19 protein-coding genes, 4 tRNA genes and 1 pseudogene are annotated in these 19,448 nt (G+C 72.9%); 12 read left to right on the plus strand and 12 right to left on the minus strand.

The window, feature by feature from the left end; all coding sequences use genetic code 11:
* Nucleotides 1–52: 52 nt before the first annotated feature.
* Nucleotides 53–907, plus strand: a complete 855-nt coding sequence (locus tag H299_RS0115945) for an NAD(P)H-binding protein (protein WP_027749210.1) — start codon at nucleotides 53–55, stop codon at nucleotides 905–907.
* A gap of 40 nt (nucleotides 908–947) precedes the next feature.
* Here the strand turns inward: H299_RS0115945 and H299_RS0115950 are convergent, their stop codons facing one another.
* From H299_RS0115950 to H299_RS0115970, 5 genes are all read right to left on the minus strand, one after another.
* The gene (locus H299_RS0115950; RefSeq protein ID WP_027749211.1) at nucleotides 948–1,418 is read right to left on the minus strand and encodes a pyridoxamine 5'-phosphate oxidase family protein; all 471 of its coding nucleotides are present in this window, start codon (nucleotides 1,416–1,418) and stop codon (nucleotides 948–950) included.
* A 293-nt stretch (nucleotides 1,419–1,711) separates the two neighbouring features.
* Nucleotides 1,712–1,788, minus strand: a tRNA-Phe gene (locus tag H299_RS0115955).
* Between the two features lie 27 nt (nucleotides 1,789–1,815).
* Nucleotides 1,816–1,890: transfer RNA gene (locus H299_RS0115960), tRNA-Asp, on the minus strand.
* Between the two features lie 45 nt (nucleotides 1,891–1,935).
* A tRNA-Glu gene (locus tag H299_RS0115965) sits at nucleotides 1,936–2,008 on the minus strand.
* 100 nt (nucleotides 2,009–2,108) lie between these two features.
* Nucleotides 2,109–3,683, minus strand: coding sequence for a metallophosphoesterase (locus tag H299_RS0115970; protein WP_078512777.1), 1,575 nt, complete (start codon nucleotides 3,681–3,683; stop codon nucleotides 2,109–2,111).
* Between the two features lie 126 nt (nucleotides 3,684–3,809).
* Between H299_RS0115970 and H299_RS0115975 the strand changes: the two genes are divergently transcribed.
* From H299_RS0115975 to H299_RS40485, 6 genes and pseudogenes are all read left to right on the plus strand, one after another.
* Nucleotides 3,810–4,172 (plus strand): metallopeptidase family protein, encoded by a 363-nt coding sequence (locus tag H299_RS0115975; protein ID WP_027749213.1) that lies wholly within the window; start codon nucleotides 3,810–3,812, stop codon nucleotides 4,170–4,172.
* Nucleotides 4,169–4,708, plus strand: coding sequence for a fluoride efflux transporter CrcB (gene crcB, locus H299_RS34490; protein ID WP_078512778.1), 540 nt, complete (start codon nucleotides 4,169–4,171; stop codon nucleotides 4,706–4,708). The genes H299_RS0115975 and crcB (H299_RS34490) overlap by 4 nt, the downstream gene beginning before the upstream one ends.
* Nucleotides 4,705–5,082, plus strand: coding sequence for a fluoride efflux transporter CrcB (gene crcB, locus H299_RS0115985; RefSeq protein ID WP_027749214.1), 378 nt, complete (start codon nucleotides 4,705–4,707; stop codon nucleotides 5,080–5,082). The genes crcB (H299_RS34490) and crcB (H299_RS0115985) overlap by 4 nt, the downstream gene beginning before the upstream one ends.
* 450 nt (nucleotides 5,083–5,532) lie before the next feature.
* The gene (locus H299_RS0115990) at nucleotides 5,533–7,686 is read left to right on the plus strand and encodes a DEAD/DEAH box helicase (RefSeq protein WP_027749215.1); all 2,154 of its coding nucleotides are present in this window, start codon (nucleotides 5,533–5,535) and stop codon (nucleotides 7,684–7,686) included.
* A 73-nt stretch (nucleotides 7,687–7,759) separates the two neighbouring features.
* A tRNA-Lys gene (locus tag H299_RS0115995) sits at nucleotides 7,760–7,832 on the plus strand.
* A 184-nt stretch (nucleotides 7,833–8,016) separates the two neighbouring features.
* A pseudogene (locus H299_RS40485) lies at nucleotides 8,017–8,208 on the plus strand (IS30 family transposase); the annotation flags it as partial.
* A 12-nt stretch (nucleotides 8,209–8,220) separates the two neighbouring features.
* Here H299_RS40485 and H299_RS0116000 read toward each other — a convergent pair.
* Nucleotides 8,221–9,600: a carotenoid oxygenase family protein gene (locus H299_RS0116000; RefSeq protein ID WP_027749216.1), complete on the minus strand. Its 1,380-nt coding sequence runs from the start codon at nucleotides 9,598–9,600 to the stop codon at nucleotides 8,221–8,223.
* Between the two features lie 123 nt (nucleotides 9,601–9,723).
* On the opposite strand from H299_RS0116000, the gene H299_RS34495 reads away from it, so the two are divergent.
* Together H299_RS34495 and H299_RS34500 are read left to right on the plus strand one after the other, a co-directional pair.
* Nucleotides 9,724–10,434: a PadR family transcriptional regulator gene (locus H299_RS34495; RefSeq protein ID WP_078512789.1), complete on the plus strand. Its 711-nt coding sequence runs from the start codon at nucleotides 9,724–9,726 to the stop codon at nucleotides 10,432–10,434.
* A 13-nt stretch (nucleotides 10,435–10,447) separates the two neighbouring features.
* A complete protein-coding gene (locus H299_RS34500) occupies nucleotides 10,448–11,053 on the plus strand; it encodes a GNAT family N-acetyltransferase (protein ID WP_051262525.1) in 606 nt (201 codons plus the stop codon).
* 8 nt (nucleotides 11,054–11,061) lie between these two features.
* Here H299_RS34500 and H299_RS0116015 read toward each other — a convergent pair whose 3' ends face one another.
* Entirely contained in the window at nucleotides 11,062–11,841 is a 780-nt protein-coding gene (locus H299_RS0116015) for an alpha/beta fold hydrolase (RefSeq protein WP_027749217.1), read from the minus strand.
* A gap of 123 nt (nucleotides 11,842–11,964) precedes the next feature.
* Between H299_RS0116015 and H299_RS0116020 the strand changes: the two genes are divergently transcribed.
* Both H299_RS0116020 and H299_RS34505 read left to right on the plus strand, forming a co-directional pair.
* Entirely contained in the window at nucleotides 11,965–12,489 is a 525-nt protein-coding gene (locus H299_RS0116020) for a hypothetical protein (protein ID WP_158692338.1), read from the plus strand.
* A 98-nt stretch (nucleotides 12,490–12,587) separates the two neighbouring features.
* Entirely contained in the window at nucleotides 12,588–13,523 is a 936-nt protein-coding gene (locus H299_RS34505; RefSeq protein ID WP_037759294.1) for a hypothetical protein, read from the plus strand.
* 34 nt (nucleotides 13,524–13,557) lie between these two features.
* On the opposite strand, the gene H299_RS34510 is transcribed toward H299_RS34505, so the two are convergent.
* On the minus strand, nucleotides 13,558–14,469 hold the full coding sequence (locus H299_RS34510) for a DMT family transporter (RefSeq protein ID WP_037759213.1): 912 nt from the start codon (nucleotides 14,467–14,469) through the stop codon (nucleotides 13,558–13,560).
* On the minus strand, nucleotides 14,466–15,314 hold the full coding sequence (locus H299_RS0116035) for an SDR family NAD(P)-dependent oxidoreductase (protein ID WP_027749219.1): 849 nt from the start codon (nucleotides 15,312–15,314) through the stop codon (nucleotides 14,466–14,468). The genes H299_RS34510 and H299_RS0116035 overlap by 4 nt, the downstream gene beginning before the upstream one ends.
* A gap of 141 nt (nucleotides 15,315–15,455) precedes the next feature.
* Between H299_RS0116035 and H299_RS0116040 the strand changes: the two genes are divergently transcribed.
* Complete coding sequence (locus tag H299_RS0116040) at nucleotides 15,456–16,079, plus strand: helix-turn-helix domain-containing protein (protein ID WP_027749220.1); 624 nt, start codon at nucleotides 15,456–15,458, stop codon at nucleotides 16,077–16,079.
* Between the two features lie 74 nt (nucleotides 16,080–16,153).
* Here H299_RS0116040 and H299_RS0116045 read toward each other — a convergent pair whose 3' ends face one another.
* The 3 genes from H299_RS0116045 to H299_RS0116055 all read right to left on the minus strand — a co-directional run bounded on the left by H299_RS0116045 (nucleotide 16,154) and on the right by H299_RS0116055 (nucleotide 19,448).
* Nucleotides 16,154–17,503: an MFS transporter gene (locus tag H299_RS0116045; protein ID WP_027749221.1), complete on the minus strand. Its 1,350-nt coding sequence runs from the start codon at nucleotides 17,501–17,503 to the stop codon at nucleotides 16,154–16,156.
* Nucleotides 17,504–17,640: 137 nt separating this feature from the next.
* A complete protein-coding gene (locus tag H299_RS0116050; RefSeq protein WP_037759215.1) occupies nucleotides 17,641–18,606 on the minus strand; it encodes a Gfo/Idh/MocA family protein in 966 nt (321 codons plus the stop codon).
* Complete coding sequence (locus tag H299_RS0116055; RefSeq protein ID WP_027749223.1) at nucleotides 18,606–19,448, minus strand: class III extradiol dioxygenase subunit beta; 843 nt, start codon at nucleotides 19,446–19,448, stop codon at nucleotides 18,606–18,608. Before H299_RS0116055 ends, H299_RS0116050 begins: the two co-directional genes overlap by 1 nt.

Here is a 19,448-nt window from a genome sequence, read left to right on the forward strand (position 1 = left end):
AGAGTGTACGGTATTCTTTAATCGTGGGTCGTACGGAAAAGGAGCGCGGGCGATGCGGGTACTGGTGACGGGTGCGACGGGCACCGTGGGCCGGCTGGTCACGGCCGGACTGCGCGACGTCGAGGTCAGGGTGATGACAAGGGACCCTCGAAAGGCGCCCGCCGGTGCGGAGGTGGCCGAGGGCGACCTCACCCGGCCCGGGGAACTGGGGCCGGTGCTGGCCGGGGTGGACAGGATGTTCCTCTTCCCGGAACCGTCCACGGCCACGGAGGTGGTCGAGGCCGCGAAGCGGGCGGGCGTCCGCAGGATCGTCGTCCTCTCCTCCGGTGCGGTCACCGCCGGCTTCGACACGACGTTCCACGCACCCGTGGAGCAGGCCGTCGAACAGTCCGGTCTGGAGTGGACCCACCTCCGGCCCGGCGAGTTCGCGGCGAACAAGCTCGCCCTCTGGGGCCCCTCCGTCCGCGCCGAACGCGTGGTGCGCGACGCCCACCCGGACGGCGAGTGGTTCCCGGTGCACGAGCAGGACATCGCCGACGTGGCCGTCCAGGCGCTGCTGGAGGACGGCCACGACGGAAAGGCCTACGACCTCAACGGTCCCGGCCCGGTCAGCCTGCGGGAGCAGGTGCGGGCGCTCGGCGACGCGCTCGGCGAGGAGGTCCGGTTCGAGGAGCTGAGCCCGCAGCAGGCCCGCGAGGTCTACCGGGCGATGGGCGGCTTCGCCGCCGAGGCCGCGGACTTCCTGCTGGGATTCACCGACTACGAAGGCAACCCCGCGGACCCGTCGGCCGAGGCGGACTTCGACTCGTCGGTGCTGGTCCCGCCGCCCACCGCCCGGTCCGTGACGGGCAAGCCGGCGCGCACGTTCGCGCAGTGGGCGCGGGACCGGGTGGAGGACTTCCGCTGAGGGCTGCGTGCTGCTCCACCGTGGAGTTGCGGGACAGCCCTCAGACCAGCCACTTCCCGTCGCGCATCAGGGTCCGCCCGGCCATCTCGCGAACCGTTCCCCACGCTTGCAGCACCTGCGGGGTGACCTGGAAGAAGACGTAGGAGGGGTGGTCCTTGCGAGGGTCCCAGCCGTCCTTGGCGGCGAAGGCGTCGCCGACCCCGGCCGGAAGCTCCTCGCGGGGCAGCATGCGCGCGGTGCCGTGGATCAGGACCACATCCTGGCTGTGGCCGAAGCTGAGCCGGACCCGGCCCGAGGAGCACAGATTGCGCCCCGTCGGGTTGGTGTCGCGGGTGGCCAGCCACACCGCCTCGCCGTCCCACCAGAACGCCAGCGGGACGAGGCACGGCTCGCCCGTGGCGTCGGCCGTGGCCGCCCATACGCCGTCGTCCCGTACGAGTCGTTCAAGCGCCTCGCGTTTGCGCTGCTCCGGGCTGCGGGGACCGCTGGGGCGGGAGTTGGCTGCTGTCATGCGGTGAGGTTATGGCGCGGGGCACCCTGTCACATCAGGCGGCGGACCTACGTCGCACGGCGGGGGCGCCTCCCGGGGCGGAGCGCGCGCGATGGCCCCGTGGCGATGCCGGTCGCGGGCCTACTCCGACTTCCGGCTGCCGACTTCCGGCTGGGCAGTGGGTCTGTGTCCGCACCAAGGAAGTCCGCCCCGAGCGGGGGCGGGTTCTCTTTCGGGGCCGACGGCTCCGGCGCGTGGCCCGGGGGATGCGCGAAGAAGCCCCGGACGGGATGTCGTCCGGGGCTTCTTCCACGTGGTGGCTGGGGCCGGGATCGAACCGGCGACCTATCGCTTTTCAGGCGATCGCTCGTACCAACTGAGCTACCCAGCCACGCAGCTCACCTGGGTGAGCTGCAAGCGGTCCTGACGGGATTTGAACCCGCGGCCTCCACCTTGACAGGGTGGCGAGCACTCCAAACTGCTCCACAGGACCAAGCCATCGCTGTGTCCGAAGAATTCGAACACGCGACGCCGTGCGTGCCCCCAACGGGATTCGAACCCGTGCTACCGCCTTGAAAGGGCGGCGTCCTGGGCCACTAGACGATGAGGGCTGATGGCCCACCTGGGCGCCTCACAGCGCCTCGGGGACGAGAGAAGCATATGGGATAGCGAGACGGATCGCCAAAACGGTTACCGGGCCGGCGGAGGGTGTCACGGGGACGGTGCGCGGGTGGTGTCGGACGGCGGCGCGGGCGGCGCCGGGGAGGGGGTCGCGGGGGACGGGGTCCCGCCCGGCTTCAGGTCGCCCGGCACGTGGCGGCTGACCTCCGCCGTGGTCAGGCCGAGGCCGCCCAGCGTGATCTCGTCCCACGCCTGGAGCCGGTCGGTCCCCTCGTCCAGGTACAGGACGGACGCCTGCACCTTCTGCGGCTCGTCGCCCTCCACCGCGCGCAGCCCGCCGCCGCCCGTGGTGCCCTCGATCATGAGACGGGTGCCGCCGTCGAGCACCTCGTTCCCGCGCTTGTGGGTGTGCCCGGCCAGGACGAGGGGTACGTCGCCCGCCGTCTCCTTGGCGGCGACCGGGTTGTGCGTCACCGCGATGTCCACCGGGGTGCCCGCGGCCTTCTGGAGGCGCAGCGTGAAGGCCAGTTCGCGCCCGGCGCGCCGTTCCTCCGGGTCGCCCTCGGCCTCGACGGAACGGTCCGGCGTGAACTGCGGGTCGCCGATGCCCGCGATGCGCAGTCCGGCCACGTTGACGGGGACGCCGTCGTCCAGGACGTGCACGTTCTCGCCGAGGGCGGCCACGGCGGCCTGCGTCTCGGGGGAGTCGTGGTTGCCGCGTACCCAGACGTACGGGGCGCCGAGGTCGGGGATCGGCTCCAGGAAGCCGTTCTCGGGGGCGGTGCCGTGGTCCATCGTGTCGCCCGCGTCGACGATCACGTCGATCTTGTACTGGTCGACCAGCGACTCGATGATGCTCCACGCCGCCGGGTTCAGGTGGATGTCCGAGACGTGGAGGACCCGGGTGGTGCCGGGGGAGGGCTGGTAGGTGGGCAGGGTGGAGGTGGCGTCGTACAGCTTGGTGAGGTTGGTCACCAGCCGCGCCAGCTCCTGCTGGTAGACGTCGAAGTCGGAGACGATGTTCCGTGCGTCGCCGACCACCGAGGGCGCGCTCGCGAGCAGCCCGGAGAACTTCGGCTCCAGCACCGAGTCCGGGTTCCAGGTCGCTGCGGCGGTGCCCCCGGAGGCGGCCAGCAGCGCGAGCGCCAGGCCGCCCGCCCCGAGCGCGCGGCGTGGGCGCCGGTAGACGGCGAGACCGAGCGCCGTGGCGCCGGACACCACCGCGACCACGGAGCGGACCGCCAGGTCGAGGGTGCCCGCCTGCACGTCGTGGGCGACCTCGTCCTCCAGCCCCTCGAGCCGTTCGGGGCGGTCGACCAGCGCGGTGGCGCGTACGGGGTCGAGCTGGTCCACGGCCACGTCCAGGCGTACGGGGGCATAGTGGCTCTGGAGGCGGAGCGAGCCGAGCGGGGCCACGTTGATCTTGGTGCCGCCGGTGAGCGACGGGCGCAGCGTCATCGTGGTGTCCATCGGCCCGACGGGCGTCCGCACGCTGCCCACGACCAGCAGCCCGAGCCAGGCCCCGAGCAGGGTGACCACGACCATGCCCAGCGCCGACCGCCAGCGGTCCTCCCGGGTGCGCCCCTGCCCGGCGGCGGCACGGGGGAGCTGGGACGCGGTGGCGCGGAGCAGCTTGAGCGGGTGCCTGGCGTCGCTCGGGGCCATGTCGCCCCGTATGCCCCGCAAGGCGGAGGTTCATGCTGTACGGGGGCCGACTGGCGGAGCGGCTCGGCGGGCGAGGCCGTCACGCGGGTCGTGCGCCCCGGGCGTGCGGTACCCGACAATGGACGGGTGCTGGAGATGACGCGCGAGGAGTTCGAGGAACTGGTGTCCCAGGCGCTCGACCGCATTCCCCCTGAGCTGACGCGGCTCATGGACAATGTGGCCGTCTTCGTCGAGGACGAGCCGCCCGCCGAAGACCCCGACCTGCTCGGGCTGTACGAGGGGACGCCGCTGACCGAGCGCGGTGAGTGGTACGCGGGTGTGCTGCCCGACCGGATCAGCATCTACATGGGCCCCACGCTGCGCATGGTCGCCGCCGAGGAGGGTGATCGCGACCTGGTGGTGGAGGAGGTCGAGGTGACCGTCGTGCACGAGATCGCGCACCACTTCGGCATGGACGACGAGCGGCTGCACGCCCTGGGCTACGGGTGACGGACGGGCACCGCGGCCGGCCCGGCGCCCCGCGGAACCTCTCGGCGCCCGCGCCCGAGGCCGTCGACCCGGACGTCGACCTGCACGTCCCCGAGCAGCGCGCCGAGACGGGCCGCGGGCGTACGGCCCCGCTGCTCGCCGCCATCGCCTGCGGCGGCGCGCTCGGGGCCGCCGCCCGGCACGGGCTGTCGCTGGCGCTGCCCGCGCACGGCGCCGCCTTCCCGTGGGCGACGCTCCTGGTCAACGTGAGCGGCTGCGCGCTGCTCGGCGTGCTGATGGCGCTGGTGAGCGCGGGCGGCCGGGCGGCGCGTCCGCTGGTGCGGCCGTTCCTGGGCGTGGGCGTGCTCGGCGGCTACACGACGTTCTCGACGTACGCCGCGGACACGATCCGGCTGCTGGAGGAGGGCGGCGGCGGCAGCGCGGTCGGCTATCTGTTCGGGACGGTCGCCGGTGCGCTCGCCGCGGTGTGGCTGGGCGCCTCGGCCGGCCGGGCGGTGGTGGCGCGGGGGCGGCGGCGTACGGCGGCGCGGGCATGACGTGGCTGCTGGTGGTCCTCGGCGCGGCGGTGGGCGCACCCCTGCGGTACGTGACGGACCGCGCGGTGCAGGCGCGGCACGACTCCGTCTTCCCCTGGGGGACCTTCGCGGTGAACGCGGCGGGCAGTCTCGTGCTGGGGACACTCACCGGAGCGGCGCAGGCGGGGGCGGTCGGTCCGGGGGCGACGGCGCTGCTGGGCATCGGACTGTGCGGGGCGCTGACGACCTACTCGACCTTCTCCTACGAGGTGCTGCGGCTGGCCGAGCGCGGCCGGGCCCTCCTGGCGGCGGCGAACGTGGCGGCCTCGCTGCTGGTGGGGCTGGGCGCGGTGTTCCTGGGGTTGACGCTCACCCGCGACGTGCTGCTCGGCTGAAGCGGGAGCGGGAGCGGGAGCGGGGCGGGTCGGGGCGGGCCGGGGCGGGCCGGGGCGCCCGCGCGCCTGCCGCGACGGAGAGTGACCGCCCGCCGGGGACCCGCGGCCCGCTGCGGGGCGCGGGCACGGTACGCTGGAACCCTACGGCGGCCGGTGGCGCCGGGGACATCGGCGGTGCTGGTGGCTCTGGGGGTTCCGGTCAGTGAAGCTCCCTGTTCGAGGGCCGGACGGGCGTACGCGCCTGAAGGAGCCTCTGCGGAAGCTCATTTGCGTACCCACCATGGGGTGCGTATGCTGGTAGATCGTTTGATCCCATTTGCCCGGCGCCACAAAAGAGCGCGCCGTGTGGCGCGTTCTCTTCCAGCCGTGGCCTGATCGCATTGAGGCGATCGTGTGTGCAACACGGAGTTATGGGCGCGTGCCGATGACTCCGGAAGGTTTGCATTTCGCATGTCCATTTCTGCCCCTGACGTCTTCCTGTCCGACGCCGAGGACACCCTCCCGCAGGTCTCCGAAACCGTGGAGCCCGCGACCGTGGAGGCCGAGTCCGCATTGACCACCGAGGCCGAGTCCGTAGAGGCCGAGTCCGCGACGGACGCCGTCGCCGCGACCGCCCCCGCCGTCGCCGAGCCTGAGCCTGCCGTCGAGCCTGCGCCCGAGACCGCGCCGGAGCCCGAGAACACTGTCACCTTCGGTGACCTGGGCCTCGTCGAGCAGCTCGTCCGCAAGCTCACCCAGAACGGCGTCATCACGCCCTTCCCGATCCAGGCCGCGACCATTCCGGACGCCCTGGCCGGGAAGGACATCCTCGGCCGCGGCCGTACCGGCTCCGGCAAGACCCTCTCCTTCGGCCTCCCGCTGCTCTCCCGGCTGGCCGGCGGACGCACCGCCAAGCGCCGCCCCCGCGGCCTGATCCTCACGCCCACTCGCGAGTTGGCGATGCAGGTCTCCGACGCGCTCCAGCCGTACGGCGACACGCTCGGCCTGAAGTTCAAGGTCGTCTGCGGCGGCACCTCCATGAGCAACCAGATGTACGCCCTGGACCGCGGCGTCGACATCCTCGTCGCCACCCCGGGCCGGCTGCGCGACCTGATCAACCGCGGCGCCTGCGCGCTGGACGACGTCGAGGTCGCCGTCCTCGACGAGGCCGACCAGATGGCCGACCTGGGCTTCCTGCCCGAGGTCATCGAGCTGCTCGACCTGATCCCCGAGGGCGGTCAGCGGATGCTCTTCTCCGCCACCCTGGAGAAGGAGATCGGCACGCTCGTCAAGCGCTACCTGGTCGACCCGGTCCGGCACGAGGTGGACGCGGCGCAGGGCGCGGTCACCACCATGAGCCACCACGTGATGGTCGTGAAGCCCCGCGACAAGGCCCCGGTCACCGCGGCCATCGCCGCGCGCAAGGGCCGCACGCTGATCTTCGTCCGTACCCAGCTGGGCGCGGACCGGGTCGCCGAGCAGCTGCGCGAGTCCGGCGTCAAGGCGGACGCCCTGCACGGCGGCATGACCCAGGGCGCGCGCACGCGGACCCTGGAGGACTTCAAGGGCGGCCAGGTCAACACGCTGGTCGCCACGGACGTCGCGGCGCGCGGCATCCACGTCGACGGCATCGACCTCGTCCTGAACGTCGACCCGGCCGGTGACCACAAGGACTACCTGCACCGCTCCGGCCGTACGGCCCGCGCGGGCGAGTCCGGCACGGTCGTCTCGCTGGCCCTGCCGCACCAGCGGCGGCAGATCTTCCGGCTGATGGAGGACGCGGGCGTCGACGCCTCGCGGCACATCATCGGGCGGGGCGACGTCTTCGATGACGATGTGGCCAAGATCACCGGGGTGCGCTCGCTCACCGAGGTGCAGGCCGAGTCCACCGCCAACACCGCGCGGCAGGCCGAGCGCGAGGTCCTCGACCTCACCAAGCAGCTGGAGCGGGCGCAGCGGAACGCCACCGAGCTGCGCGAGGAGGCCGACCGCCTGACCGCCCGTGCCGCCCGCGAGCGGGGCGACGACCCGGACGAGGCGGTGGCCCGCGCGGCCGAGGCCCTGGCCGCCGAGGTAGCCGCGGAGGCCGAGGCCGAGGCAGCCGCCGAGCGGCGGCGCGAGGAGCGGCGCGAGCGCAAGCGCGAGGAGGGCTCGTTCGAACGCCGGGACGACCGCGGCAACTTCCGCCGTGACGACCGCGGCGGCGACCGCGACCGCCGTGGCGGCGACAACCGCGACCGGCGGCCGTACGAGCGTCGCGACGACCGCCCGTCCTACGGGCAGCGTCGGGACAACGACCGCGGCGGCTTCCGCCGTGACGACCGCCGCGGCGGCACCGACAGCCGTACGGGCGCGGGCGAGAGCCGTCCGTACAACCGCGACAGCCGGGACCGGCGCGAGACCGGTGACCGTGGCGAGCGTGGCGGCTTCCGCCGTGACGACCGCCGCGGCGGCACCGAGAGCCGCCCGTTCAACCGCGACCGGCGCGAGACGGGCGCGGGCGACCGCCGCCCGCAGGGCCGCCGCGACGACCACAGCGGCGCGCCCGGTTCCTTCAACCGCAACGCCGCAGGCCGCACGTCCGACCGTCGCACCGACAAGCCCCGCTGGAAGCGCAACGGCTGACGGACGATGACCCCGCTCCCCGAAGGCGAATGCCTTCGAGGAGCGGCCCGCAGCCGGGCTATGCTGCGGGGGCGGGCCGTTAGCTCAATTGGCAGAGCAGCGGACTTTTAATCCGTTGGTTGTGGGTTCGAGTCCCACACGGCCTACCGACGAAGCCCAGGTCAGAGGACATCTGACCTGGGCTTCACCGCTGTTCAGGGGCCATGAAGATCGTTAGCTCGGCCCCTGCTCGGCCGAAGTACAGGCGATCATGTCAGGCACGGCGAAGCCCCGGCCGCTGCGGCCCTTGGGTTCTAGTAGTCGTCGCAACACCCCAGCTCAAGGGGTGCGATGGACTTCGAGATCCGTAAGGGCAGGACGGTGGCCCATGGGCCCCGGAAGCTCCACGCTGAGCGGGAGGAATACTTCCGGCTCGTGAAGGCGGGATACACCAACAAGGAAGCGTCCGCAGCGGTCGGTGTGAACGAGCGCACCGGCCGTGAGTGGCGCAACGGCCGGTGGGACCCTCAGCGGCTCAGACCCTCGGCGGGCCGGTTACGCGTCGATCTCGTCGTCGGAGACCCAGTTGCCGTGGAAGCCGAACGGGACGCGTCGGGGCAGGTGCACGCGGGCGAGGGGGGCGGCCGTGATGTCGGTGGCGTCGAGGACGACCAGTTCGCTGCGATCGGTGTTGCCGTCGTGGACGACCGAGAGTATCCAGCCGTCGTCCTCGGCCACGGCTCCCGGCCGGAGTACGAACGCGGGCTCCTGGGTGACCCTCCCGGCTCCGAAATGGTGGGCCGCGGCCTCGCCGGTCTTGGTGTCGAACTTGACGAGCGGTCCGGGTTCGAAGCTGCCGCCGCGGTCGCGGTCGACGTCGTCGGACAGGCGCAGGCTCTCGGGGCCGACTCCCCCGAACCAGCCGTAGCGGTGCGCGCGTCCGGCCCAGGCCTGGTTGATCCGGGGCCATTCGAGGCTGTAGTCGGACATGATCTGCTCGGAGACGGTGCCCTGGCGCGGGGAGATGGTCCACCGGGCCAGGGCGGGCATTCCGTCGGCGGGGCCGCGGAACGCGTCGCGGAAGACCGTGTCGTAGCGGACGACGTCCATGACGATCGAGCCGTTAGGGGCGTCGTAGGCGTTCAGGACGTGGAAGACGTAGCAGCGCGGCGCGTCGAACCAGCTGATCTGCTCCGCCGTGCCGCCGCGCGGCAGCACTCCCACCCGGGAGGGGTGTTCCTCGTTCCAGCGCATCGGCAGCGCGTCGCCGCTGTGCGGTGTGCCCGCCGCCAGGCGGCCCGCGGCGTCTGCCGAGAGGGTCACCGGGAGGTCGAGCACGATGACCCGGGTGCTGGTCATCGCCATGTCGTGGACCATCGGCACCCCGGAGACGGGCAGTTCAGCGGTGTGCGTCGCCTTCCCGGTGGCGTCCAGGACGACGTAGCGCAGGTGTTCCGAGTCGGGGCTGATCAGGTAGTTGACGCCGTGCATCTCGCCGGTGACCGGATCGATCTTCGGGTGGGCGGTGAAGCCGGAGCGCAGTGCTCCATCAGCGTCCCAGGTCGTCATCCGGGCCAGGTCGGGGGTCATCGTCACCGGTGCCCCGCCGCCTTCGACGAGCGCGAGGAGCCGCCCGCCCTGGGCGAGGATGTTGGTGTTGGGCGAGTCCTCGGGAGCGTCGCCCTGGACGAACCGGTTGCGGTACCACTCGGCGCGCCCGTCGCGCAGGCGGACGCCGTGCACCATGCCCCGGCCGACGAACCAGTGGTGGCCCGCGCCGGTTTCGTCACCCTGGGGGTTGGGGCCGATCCGCAGGTAGCGGCCGTTCAGCTCGGGGGGCAGAGTCCCCGTCACCGGCAGGTCGTTGACGCTCACCTCGTCGGAGAGGGGGGCGAAGTTGCCCTGGAGGTAGGGGTTGTCGAGTGCCGTGGCCATGGAGGACTCCGATCGTCGGGCGGAACGTGCAGCCTGTACGTGCAGCCTGTACGGTTTCCATGCTCCGTTGACGGCATCGCCGGTGCAACGCCGAGGTTCAGACCGTCCAGACCGGGAGATGTCATGCCGACCCTTTCCGCCAGCGCCTATGTCGTGCTCGGCCTCCTCGAGCAGTCGGGCGCCGCCACCCCGTACGCACTCGACCGCGAGATCCAGCAGAGCGTCGGACACTTCTGGAGCTTCCCCCGGTCCCAGATCTACGCGGAGGCCGCCCGGCTCGTGCGCCACGGGCTCGTCACCGAGGACCGCGAGGGGGCCGGACGGCGGCGGCGGACGTTGTCGCTGACCCAGGCCGGGCGGGACACGCTTGCCAAGTGGCTCACGGACCCGGCCGGACGCGACTCGGCCGGAAGCGACCCGTCCGCGCACGTCACGGACATCCGCGACGAGGGACTGCTGCGGCTCTACTTCCAGCAGGACGAGTCCTCCGGCGCCGCTCAGGTGCACCGGCTCGCCGTGGAGCAGTTGGCGGCGCACCGCCGCAAGCTCGCCGAGTACGAGACGATCCTCGCGTCGGCCCCCGCCCCGGGCACGCCCGCACCCGAGGCCGCCGGGCTCGGCACGAGGTTCGACGCCCCGCAGGCCGCCGCCCTCGCTTTCGGCCTGCGCTTCGAGGAGTTGGCGGTGGCCTTCTGGACCGAGATCGCCGAACGCGGCGCGAGCGTCGTCGATCCGCGGCAGGTCGATCCCCGGCAGGTCGATCCGCGGCAGGTCGATCCCCGGCAGGGGGACGCGGCGGCCGGAAATCCGGTGGCAGGGCCGGCCGGTCCGTGAGGAGGATCGCGGCATGTCCGACTTCCTGGAGACCGAACGGCTCGCCCTGCGCGCGTTCACGACAGCCGACACCGACCACCTGCTCGCCCTGGACAGCGACCCCGAGGTCATGCGCTTCCTCAACGGCGGGCGCCCCACCAGCCGGGAGGCGGTCGAGACGCGGGTCCTGCCCCGGCTCCTGCACGACCACCCGTGCTGGGGCACCCGCGGCTACTGGGCCGCGCGGGAGAAGACCACCGGCACCTTCCTGGGCTGGTTCGAGTTCCGGCCGCTGGAGGAGCACAGCCCCGCCGTGGTCGAACTCGGCTACCGGCTGAACCAGGCGGCCTGGGGGCGTGGTTACGCCGCCGAGGGGTCCCGGGCCCTGATCCACCGGGGGTTCACGCGCCTGGGGGTCGACCGGGTCACGGCGAACACCATGGCCGTCAACAGCCGCTCCCGCCGCGTCATGGAGAAGTCGGGCCTGTCCTTCGTCCGGAGCTTCACCGGCGACTGGCCGGAGGCGATCGCGGGCTCCGAGCACGGGGAGGTCGAGTACGCGCTCACCCGGACCGAGTGGGAGCGGCTCCGGCAGGCGTCAACACCCTTGCCCGCAGCGCCTGGTGAGTCCCCCGGCTGACGGGCCCTTCACCCCCGCCCCTCGTCCGCGAGCGCCGCGGCGGTGGCGCGGGCGAAGGCTTCCGGGTTGTCCAGCATGATGTTGTGCCCGCAGTCCGGGACCGCCACGACGGACACCCCGGCTTCGGTGAGCGCGTCGGCACCCGGGAGCGGCCCGTCCGCCTCGGGCAGCAGGTAGACGCGGGGAATCCGCAGGTCCAGCAGGAGTTCCCGCATGGTCGGGACGGTGCCGCGGGTGAGGTGGACCGCGCTGCGGTGCAGGGCCGTACGGCCGGCCAGGCGCATTGTGGACCACCACTGGGCGCCGACCTGGTCGCGGACTTCTTCCCAGCCCCCGGCCAGGAACTCCGGCTCGGGGAAGGCGGCGATGCCGCTGCTGCCTCCGGCGCCGGGCTCGGGCGTGATCGGGTCGAGGTTGGCGTCGACCAGGACCAGCCGGGAGACCAGCCGCGGGTGCCGGGCGGCCAGCACGACGGCCACCGAGCCGCCCATGCTGTGCGCGATCAGCTCCGCGCCCGTCACGCCCGCGTGCCGCAGCGCCGCTGCGAGCGCGTCGGCATGCGCCTCCAGCGTGTAGCCGAAGTCCGTCGGCCGGTCGCTGAGACCGTGCCCCAGCAGATCGATCAGCAGCGAGCGGTGGCCCGCCAGCAGCGGGTGGAGCGCGACCTCGGTGAAGTAGGCGGGTGACGTGGCCCCCAGGCCGTGCACGTAGACGCGTGGCGGCTCCCCTCCGGGCAGCTCGACCCAGCGAATCCGGTCGCCCTCCGGTGTCACCGCGGCACTGCGCACAGCTCTGCTCCCCTGCGATCCACAACGATGGAGAGGCGAGCGTAGCCGTACGGCCTCCCGCCGCGGATGCGCCGGCACCGCACCTGCACCGCGTCGGCACCGGCGGCGTGGAACACTCGCGCCGTGGGGATCTTCCGACGCCCGTACGGCGGGGCATCAAGGCAGGCCGCCGGACGGGCGGACCCGTTCGCGCTGCCGGAGGCGCTGGCGGCGCTGCTCGCGCGCGTGCACGGTGATGACGCCCTCGCCCGGTTCGAGATCCCCGCCGACTACGCCCGCTTCCTGCGCAGGAGCGGCGGTGGCGGCCTGCGTGCGGCGCCGGGCCGGGACGGGCGTGCGGTCCCGTACGGGCGGCGGGTGCACCGCTGGCCGCAGGTGCTCGCGGCGACGACCGGGATGTACGAGGCGCTCCTCCCGGTCGAGGACGACCACGTGCCCGAGGACGAGCGCGAAGACGCCCTCAACAGTGTCCAGAAGGTGGGAGTGTGGCTGGAGATCGGCAGCCACGGTGACCGGCACCTGCACTTCCTGTGCTGTGATCGTTCCCGCGCCGCGTTCGGCCAGGTCCACGACGCGAACGACGGCGATCCCACGACGGGTCTGGTTCCGGACCGGGTGTGGGAAAGCTTCCGCGCCTACCTCCGGTAGGGCGGGTGGCCGTGGGACGGCATCGGACGCCGTCCCGGTTGTCAGACCCGGCCCGTAGGGTTCCCCACGTGGCGCGCGGAGCTTGATCGGAGATGCGGATGGCACGTCGTACCCCGCCCAAGGCGGTAGCGGTGGAGGAGCTTCTGCCCGAGCTGAAGCCGCTCGGGAGAGCGGCGCTCCGGCTGCATCCGCGTGCGGGAGCCCCGTCGTACGAGGACAGTTCCGTCGGCGGGCCGCACCGGTGGCCGGTCGACGAGCCCTGGCCGTGGTGCGCCGAGGAGCACTACAACACCGGCGACGGCGGGGGCGAGGCCGACACGCTGCACGAGGCTGCGGAGCCCATGGTTCCGGTCGTGCAGCTGTACGCGCCGGACGCGCCGGGTGTGCCGTTCCCGCCGGGCAGGGATCTGCTTCAGGTGCTGTGGTGCCCATTCGACCACGGGGAGCCCTGGTACGACCGCTCGGTCCGCGCGCGCGTCTTCTGGCGGACCGCGGCGGATGTGCCGCGGGTGCTCGTCGCGCCCCCGGTGCCCGCCGGGGCTCCGGAGGGCCACCTGCCGCAGCCGTGCGTGGTGCACCCGGAGTCGGTGACGGAGTATCCCGCCTGGGACGACATACCCCAGGAGCTGCGCGCTGAGATCGGGGACCGGCTGCGCGGGCTGGACGAGACCACGGGGTGGAGCTACTTCTACCACCTGAGCACGGCACCCGGGACCAAGGCCGGTGGCCACCCGCGCGGCTGGAACGGTCCGACGACCTCGTTCAGCTGCGACCAGTGCGGGGCGCCTGCCGAGCATCTTCTGACCCTCGCCTGCCAGGAGTTCGACGGGGAGTCCTGGCGGTCCTGGCTGCCGGTGGAGGACCGGCCCGACGACGAGGGCGAGGGGCTCCACCTGTGGAAGCCAGGTTTCGAGAGAGCCCGGGCCGCGAGGAATCCGCATGGCCTGGACGTGGGAGGCGGGGGCGACGTGTACGTCTTCGAGTGCCGTTCCTGCCCGGACCGCCCGACCGAGACGCTCTTCCACCTGGCCTGACCGCTGCGGGCGGGCGCGGGAGGTCCCGGGCTGCTCACCGGTCCGCCGCCGGTGCGGTGGTCCGGGCGCGCCCGCCGGACGCCGCCGGCTGCCGCAGGCCGATGACGACGCCGACGGCGACGATCAGGGCGCCGGCGACGTCCGCGGAGCCCACCTTGCCGAGCCCGAGCACGGCGGTGGTGAGCAGCGCGCCGACGGGGACGAGTCCGGCGAAGAGCCCGGCGCGGTCGGCGCCGAGCCGGCGCAGCGCGTCGTACCAGAGGAAGAAGGCGGTGGCGGTGACGAGCGCGCCGAGGTAGCCGAATGCGGCCGTCTCGGCGGGGGTGGGCAGGCGCAGGGCGTCCGCGCCCTCCAGGGCGATGCTCGCGATCAGCAGCAGGGGCACGGACAGGGCCGCGGGATAGGCGGCGACCCGCAGCGGACCGAGCTTGGGCAGCAGCGGGAGGGCGAGCAGCGAGAAGGCGACCTCCCCGGCGAGCGCGCCCACCGACAGCAGTACGCCGTGCAGGCTGCCGCCGCCGAGCCCGGCGGCGACGGCGGCGCCCAGGGTGACCACGGCTGCGGCGGCGACGGTGCGGGCGCCGGGGCGGCGGCGTTCCGTCAGTGGCCCGACGAGGGCGAGGACGATGGGGATCGCGCCGACCACGGTGCCGATCATGGCGGGGCTGGCGTGCCGGGTGGCTTCGACCAGGAAGATGTTGAAGCCGGCCAGGCCGGTGGCGGCCAGCGCCGCCAGGAGCAGGAGGTCGCGGGGTGTCAGATGGGCGCGCGGCAGGCGCTGGTGGCGTACGACGGCGAGGAGGATCGCCGCGGCGAGCGCGTAGCGCAGGGCCTGGCCGCTGAGGACGGGGTAGTCGGCGATGGTCGCGGAGACGGCCGTCGAGGTGCCGACGAGCAGCATCGCGGCGGCGGCACCCGCGGCCGGGGCGGCGGTGGGGGAACTCATGCCGCGCGCTCCTTCGGCTGCGGCGCGGTACCCGACGGGGCGGTACCCGGGGAGGCGGTGCCCGAAGAGGCGAGGACCTTGCGGGTGACGCGTTCGGCCACGGCGGCGACCAGGGTGCGCGGCCGGCGCGGCAGCAGATGCGCGGCCACGGCGTTGCTCAGCCCGGGGGCGACGTAGCCGCGGTCGCGGTCGAGTGCGCGTAGGGCGGCGCGTACGACCGGCTCCGGCGTGCTCATCGAGCCGTTGACGGCCGCGTCGCGGGTGCCGATGGCCTCGAAGAACGGCGTGTCGACCGGGCCGGGGCACAGGGTCACTACGCGGATGCCGCGCCCGCGGTACTCCTGGCGCAGGGCGAGGCCGAAGTTCAGCACGAAGGACTTGGCCGCGCCGTAGACGGCGAAGTACGGGGCGGGCTGGAAGGCAGCGGTGGAGGCGACGTTGAGGACGGCGCCCGTGCCGCGCTCCAGCATGCCGGGGAGCAGCGCGTGGGTGAGGTCGACGAGCGCGACGACGTTGACCATCAGCTGGTCGTGGTCGCGGTCCGCGGCGATGTCCTCGAAGTGGCCGCAGGTGCCGAACCCGGCGTTGTTGACCAGCAGGTCGACGCTCAGGCCGCGCTCGGCGAGCCGGGCGGAGACCCGGCGGGCCGCGTCGGGCTCGGCGAGGTCCTGGACCAGGACATGGGCGCGGACGCCGTGCTCCGCGCTCAGGCGCTCGGCGAGGGCGGTGAGCCGGTCCTCGGAGCGCGCCACCAGGACCAGATCGTGGCCGCGCTCGGCGAGCTGGGCGGCGAACTCGGCGCCGAGACCGGAGGAGGCACCGGTGATCAGGGCTGTGCTGTGCATGGGAGGCTCCTTGTGTCGATGAGCAACTGAGACAGGAGCGTACCGATGTTTCGTGTATCTGCAACAGCATTGATGCAGTTGAAGTGAAAGTGGAGCAGCGGTGTACCCTTTAAGGGGTCAAGTGAAGGAGTGGGAGGCGCCATGAGCGAGGCAGGGGCACGACCGCTGCGGGCCGACGCGGAGCGCAGCGTACGGGCGATCCTGGAGGCGGCCGAGCGCGTGCTCTCCGCCGATCCCGGCGCGTCGATGGAGCAGATCGCGGCGGCGGCGGGGGTGGCCAGGACGACGATCCACCGGCGCTTCGCGCATCGGCAGGCGCTGATCGAGGCGTTGGCCTCGTCCGCCGCCCGCCAGCTCGCCCGAGCCGTGGACGACGGGCGGCCGGACACCGCCCCGCCCCTGGTGGCCCTGCACCGGATCACGGCCAACGTGCTGGAGGTCAAGAGCGCCTGGGCCTTCGCCCTGGGACTGCCCGCCGATCCCGGCAGCGAGGCGGCGGCCGTCCAGGAGGACATCGCGCGGCGCTGCATCTTTGTGCTGGAGCGGGCCCGGGCGGAGAAGCTCATCGACGAGGCGGCCGACCTCGACTGGGTACGGCGGGTCTACTACGCGCTCCTCGGCGAGACCCTGCACGGGGCTTCGGGGGGCGCCGGCACCGAACCCGGCGAAGGGGAGGGCGAACGGGAGGGCGAGGGTGCCGACACCGACGCCCTCGCCGCCCGCCTGGTCGACACCCTGCTGCGCGGCGCCGGACCCCGCACCTGACCCCGCCGCCCCGCGCCCGGCCGACGTGCGGCGGGGTTGTCAGGGGCGGCGGGGCGCAAGGGCCGGGGCCGGTCTCAGCGGGCGCCGCCGACCGCTGCCGGAGCCGCGGCGGCCCCCACCGGCTGCGTGACGGGGCGCAGCAGCAGGAAGAGCGCGGCTGCGGCGGCGAAGATCGCGCCGACGCTCAGGTAGAGGACCTGCGGGGACCAGCCGTCGTCGAGCAGGCCGCCCGCGACGGTCGGGGCGAGGATCGACCCGATACGGCCGACCGCGAGCGCGCTGCCCAGCCCGGTCGCCCGGACCTCCGTCCCGTAGAGGGTGGCGGTGAGCGCGTACAGGCCGGCCACGCAGCCGTTGGCGAAGACCCCGATCAGCACCGCGAGGGCGAAGGCGGCGGCGAGCGCGGAGGTCGAGGCGCTGAACGCCGCCAGCAGGGCGGTCATGGCGAGCAGGTACGCCATGAGCACGGAGCGGAGCGCGAACCGGGAGGCGAGGAGCCCGAGCACGGCCGCGCCGAAGATGCCGCCGAAGTTGAGCAGCGTCCCGCCGGTCAGGCCCTGGCTGCTGGAGAGGCCGGCCTCCACCAGCAGCGTCGGTGTCCAGCTCATCACGAAGTAGAAGCAGGACATGACCAGGAAGAACCCGGACCACAGCACGAGTGTGGGGCGGCGCAGCGCGGGGGAGAGCAGTTCCCGGAAGCCGCCCCCGATGCCGGCCGGGGCGGCGGTGGGCTCCGGCAGGTGGTCCAGCGGCGGGTGGCCCATGCGCCGGGCCAGGGCGTTGACCTTCTCCAGGGCGCGTTTGGGGCGGCGCGAGGTGAGGAAGCCGATCGATTCGGGCAGCCAGAAGAAGGCCAGTGGGACGGCGGCGGCGGTGGCGATGCCGCCGACCAGGAAGACCGAGCGCCAGCCGAAGCGGTCGATCATGCCGACCGCGAGCAGTCCGCCCCCGGTGGCACCGACCGCGTAGCCGGTGGCGATGAGGCTGACGGCCAGCCCGCGCCAGCGGCGGGAGGCGTACTCGCTGGCGATGACGCTGCTGCTGGCCAGGACGCCGCCGATGCCGATGCCGGTGAGCACGCGGAGCCCGCCGAGCTGGACGGCGGACTGGCTGAGCGGGGAGAGCAGCATGCCGGCGGCGGAGACCAGCAGGCAGCCGAGGATGATCGGGCGGCGGCCGACGCGGTCGGCCCAGGGGGCGACGCACAGCGCTCCCAGCGCCATGCCGACGAGTCCGGCGCTGAGCAGCAGCCCGAGCTGGGAGGAGTCCAGGCCCCATTCGTTCGACACGGCTTTTCCGGTGAAGGCCATCACCAGGACGTCGAAGCCGTCGAGCGCGTTGAGGATGACGCACACCGCGACCGCGCGCCACTGGAAGCGGCTCATCGGTCCTTCCTCGAAGGCGGTGTGCAGTGAGCGGGTCACCGGGTGGCTCCCGTACCGGGGAATGAGCGGAACTGACGCATGGCAGCACTCCGTTGTGTTGGTTTTCCAGTGGCGTACCAGTTGGTAAGGGGCGCGGGCGGGATCGCCGTCCGCGAGGAATTCAGGTGCGGTTCCGTTCAGGAACCGAGCTGTGTTTCGAGATCGGCGAGCACCCGATAGCTGTCGAGTACCGCCGTCACGCTGGATTCGGGCTCGCGGCCCGCACGTACGGCTGCGACGAATTCACGGTCCTGGCCTTCGATCCCGTTGGCGGGCACCGGAATTCCGGCGAGGTCGACCGGTTCGCCCCGGCCGGTGGCCAGGTCGTCGTAGCGGGCGAGATAGGTGCCTGTGTCGCCGATGTAGCGGAAGGTGCTGCCGAGCGGGCCGTCGTTGTTGAAACTGAGCGAGAGCGTGCACACGGTGCCACCGCTGGTGAGCAGCTGGACGGACATGTCCATCGCGATGCCCATCTCGGGATGCGGCGGCCCCTGTACCGCGTGCGCGGTGACGATTTCCTCGCCGGTCTGGTAGCGGAGCAGGTCGACCGTGTGCGCCGCGTGGTGCCAGAGCAGATGGTCGGTCCAGTTGCGCGGCTGGTTCAGGGCGTTGAGATTGCTTCTGCGCAGGAAGTGCGTGCGCACCTCGAGCTGTTGCAGCCGGAATTCACCGGCCAGGACGCGCTCGCGAATCCACCGGTGCGGCGGATTGAACCGGCGGGTGTGCCCGACCATGCAGATCCGGCCCGTCTCGCGCTGTGCCCGCGCCACGGCCGCCGCGTCCGCCCAGCTGTCCGCCAGTGGTATCTCGACCTGGACGTGGGTGCCCGCGCGCAGGACGGCGATGGCCTGCCGCGCGTGCAGCGGGGTCGGCGTGCAGAGGATGACGGCGTCCACGTCGTCACGCCCGAGCACGTCCGCCAGGTCCGTCGAGGAGCGGGCCGCGCCGTACCGCCGGGCGGTCTCGCGTGCCTCCGCGCGGTCCGGGGTCACGACGGCGGCCAGTTCGGCGTCGTCGATGGCGGCCAGCGCGTCGAGGTGCTTGCGGCCGAACGCGCCGGTGCCGGCCAGCGCGATGCGGACGGGGGGCGGGGCGGCGGCCATCAGCTCAGCGCTTCCAGGACCAGGTGGCCGACCGCGGTGTTCGAGGCCGGGACGTGGTAGTGCCGGTGGAGTTCCCGCACGTCGTCGCCCAGGGCGCCGCGCATGATCAGCCACATGACCATCTCGATCCCCTCCGATCCCGCGTCGCGCAGGTACTCCAGGTGCGGGATGCGGCGCAGCGCCTGGGGGTCGGAGGTGAGCCGGTCCAGGAACGCGCGGTCGAACGGCGTGTTGATCATGCCTGCCCGGGGCCCCTGGAGCTGGTGGCTCATGCCCCCGGTGCCCCATACCTGGACGTTGAGGTCCTCGCCGTAGCTCTGTACGGCCCGTCGGATCGCCTCGCCCAGCAGCCAGCAGCGGTTCCCCGTCGGCGGCGGGTACTGGACGACGTTCACGGCGAGCGGCACGACCTTGACCGGCCACTCCTCGGGCTGGCCGAACATCAGCGTCATGGGGACGGTGAGCCCGTGGTCGACGTCCATCTTGTTCATGATGGTGAGGTCGAACTCGTCCAGGATCAGCGACTGCGCCAGGTGCCAGGCCAGGTCCGGGTGGCCGGCCACGGCCGGTACGGGGCGGGGCCCGAACCCCTCGTCGGCCGGTGCGAAGCTCTCGGCGCAGCCGAGCGCGAAGGTGGGGATCATGTCCAGCGAGAAGGCCGAGGCGTGGTCGTTGTACACGAGGACGACCACGTCGGGCCGCTCCTGGCCGATCCACTCCCGGGTCCACTCGAATCCCTGGAACAGCGGCTTCCAGTAGGCGTCTTCCGTCTTGCCGCGATCGACGGCCGCTCCGATGGCGGGCACATGGCTGGTGGTGATTCCTGCGGTGATGCGTGCCAT

This window comes from Streptomyces sp. CNH287, assembly GCF_000424825.1.

Coding starts and splice junctions, on each gene's coding strand:
- H299_RS0116040 (WP_027749220.1), top strand. CDS start 15,456: ATGAGCGAGGCAGGGGCACGACCGCTGCGGGCCGACGCGGAGCGCAGC.
- H299_RS34505 (WP_037759294.1), top strand. CDS start 12,588: ATGGCACGTCGTACCCCGCCCAAGGCGGTAGCGGTGGAGGAGCTTCTG.
- H299_RS0116050 (WP_037759215.1), bottom strand. CDS start 18,606: ATGGCCGCCGCCCCGCCCCCCGTCCGCATCGCGCTGGCCGGCACCGGC.
- H299_RS0115990 (WP_027749215.1), top strand. CDS start 5,533: ATGTCCATTTCTGCCCCTGACGTCTTCCTGTCCGACGCCGAGGACACC.
- crcB (WP_027749214.1), top strand. CDS start 4,705: ATGACGTGGCTGCTGGTGGTCCTCGGCGCGGCGGTGGGCGCACCCCTG.
- H299_RS0116035 (WP_027749219.1), bottom strand. CDS start 15,314: ATGCACAGCACAGCCCTGATCACCGGTGCCTCCTCCGGTCTCGGCGCC.
- H299_RS34495 (WP_078512789.1), top strand. CDS start 9,724: ATGCCGACCCTTTCCGCCAGCGCCTATGTCGTGCTCGGCCTCCTCGAG.
- H299_RS34510 (WP_037759213.1), bottom strand. CDS start 14,469: ATGAGTTCCCCCACCGCCGCCCCGGCCGCGGGTGCCGCCGCCGCGATG.
- H299_RS0116055 (WP_027749223.1), bottom strand. CDS start 19,448: ATGGCACGCATCACCGCAGGAATCACCACCAGCCATGTGCCCGCCATC.
- H299_RS0115945 (WP_027749210.1), top strand. CDS start 53: ATGCGGGTACTGGTGACGGGTGCGACGGGCACCGTGGGCCGGCTGGTC.
- H299_RS34500 (WP_051262525.1), top strand. CDS start 10,448: ATGTCCGACTTCCTGGAGACCGAACGGCTCGCCCTGCGCGCGTTCACG.
- H299_RS0115950 (WP_027749211.1), bottom strand. CDS start 1,418: ATGACAGCAGCCAACTCCCGCCCCAGCGGTCCCCGCAGCCCGGAGCAG.
- H299_RS0115970 (WP_078512777.1), bottom strand. CDS start 3,683: ATGGCCCCGAGCGACGCCAGGCACCCGCTCAAGCTGCTCCGCGCCACC.
- H299_RS0116000 (WP_027749216.1), bottom strand. CDS start 9,600: ATGGCCACGGCACTCGACAACCCCTACCTCCAGGGCAACTTCGCCCCC.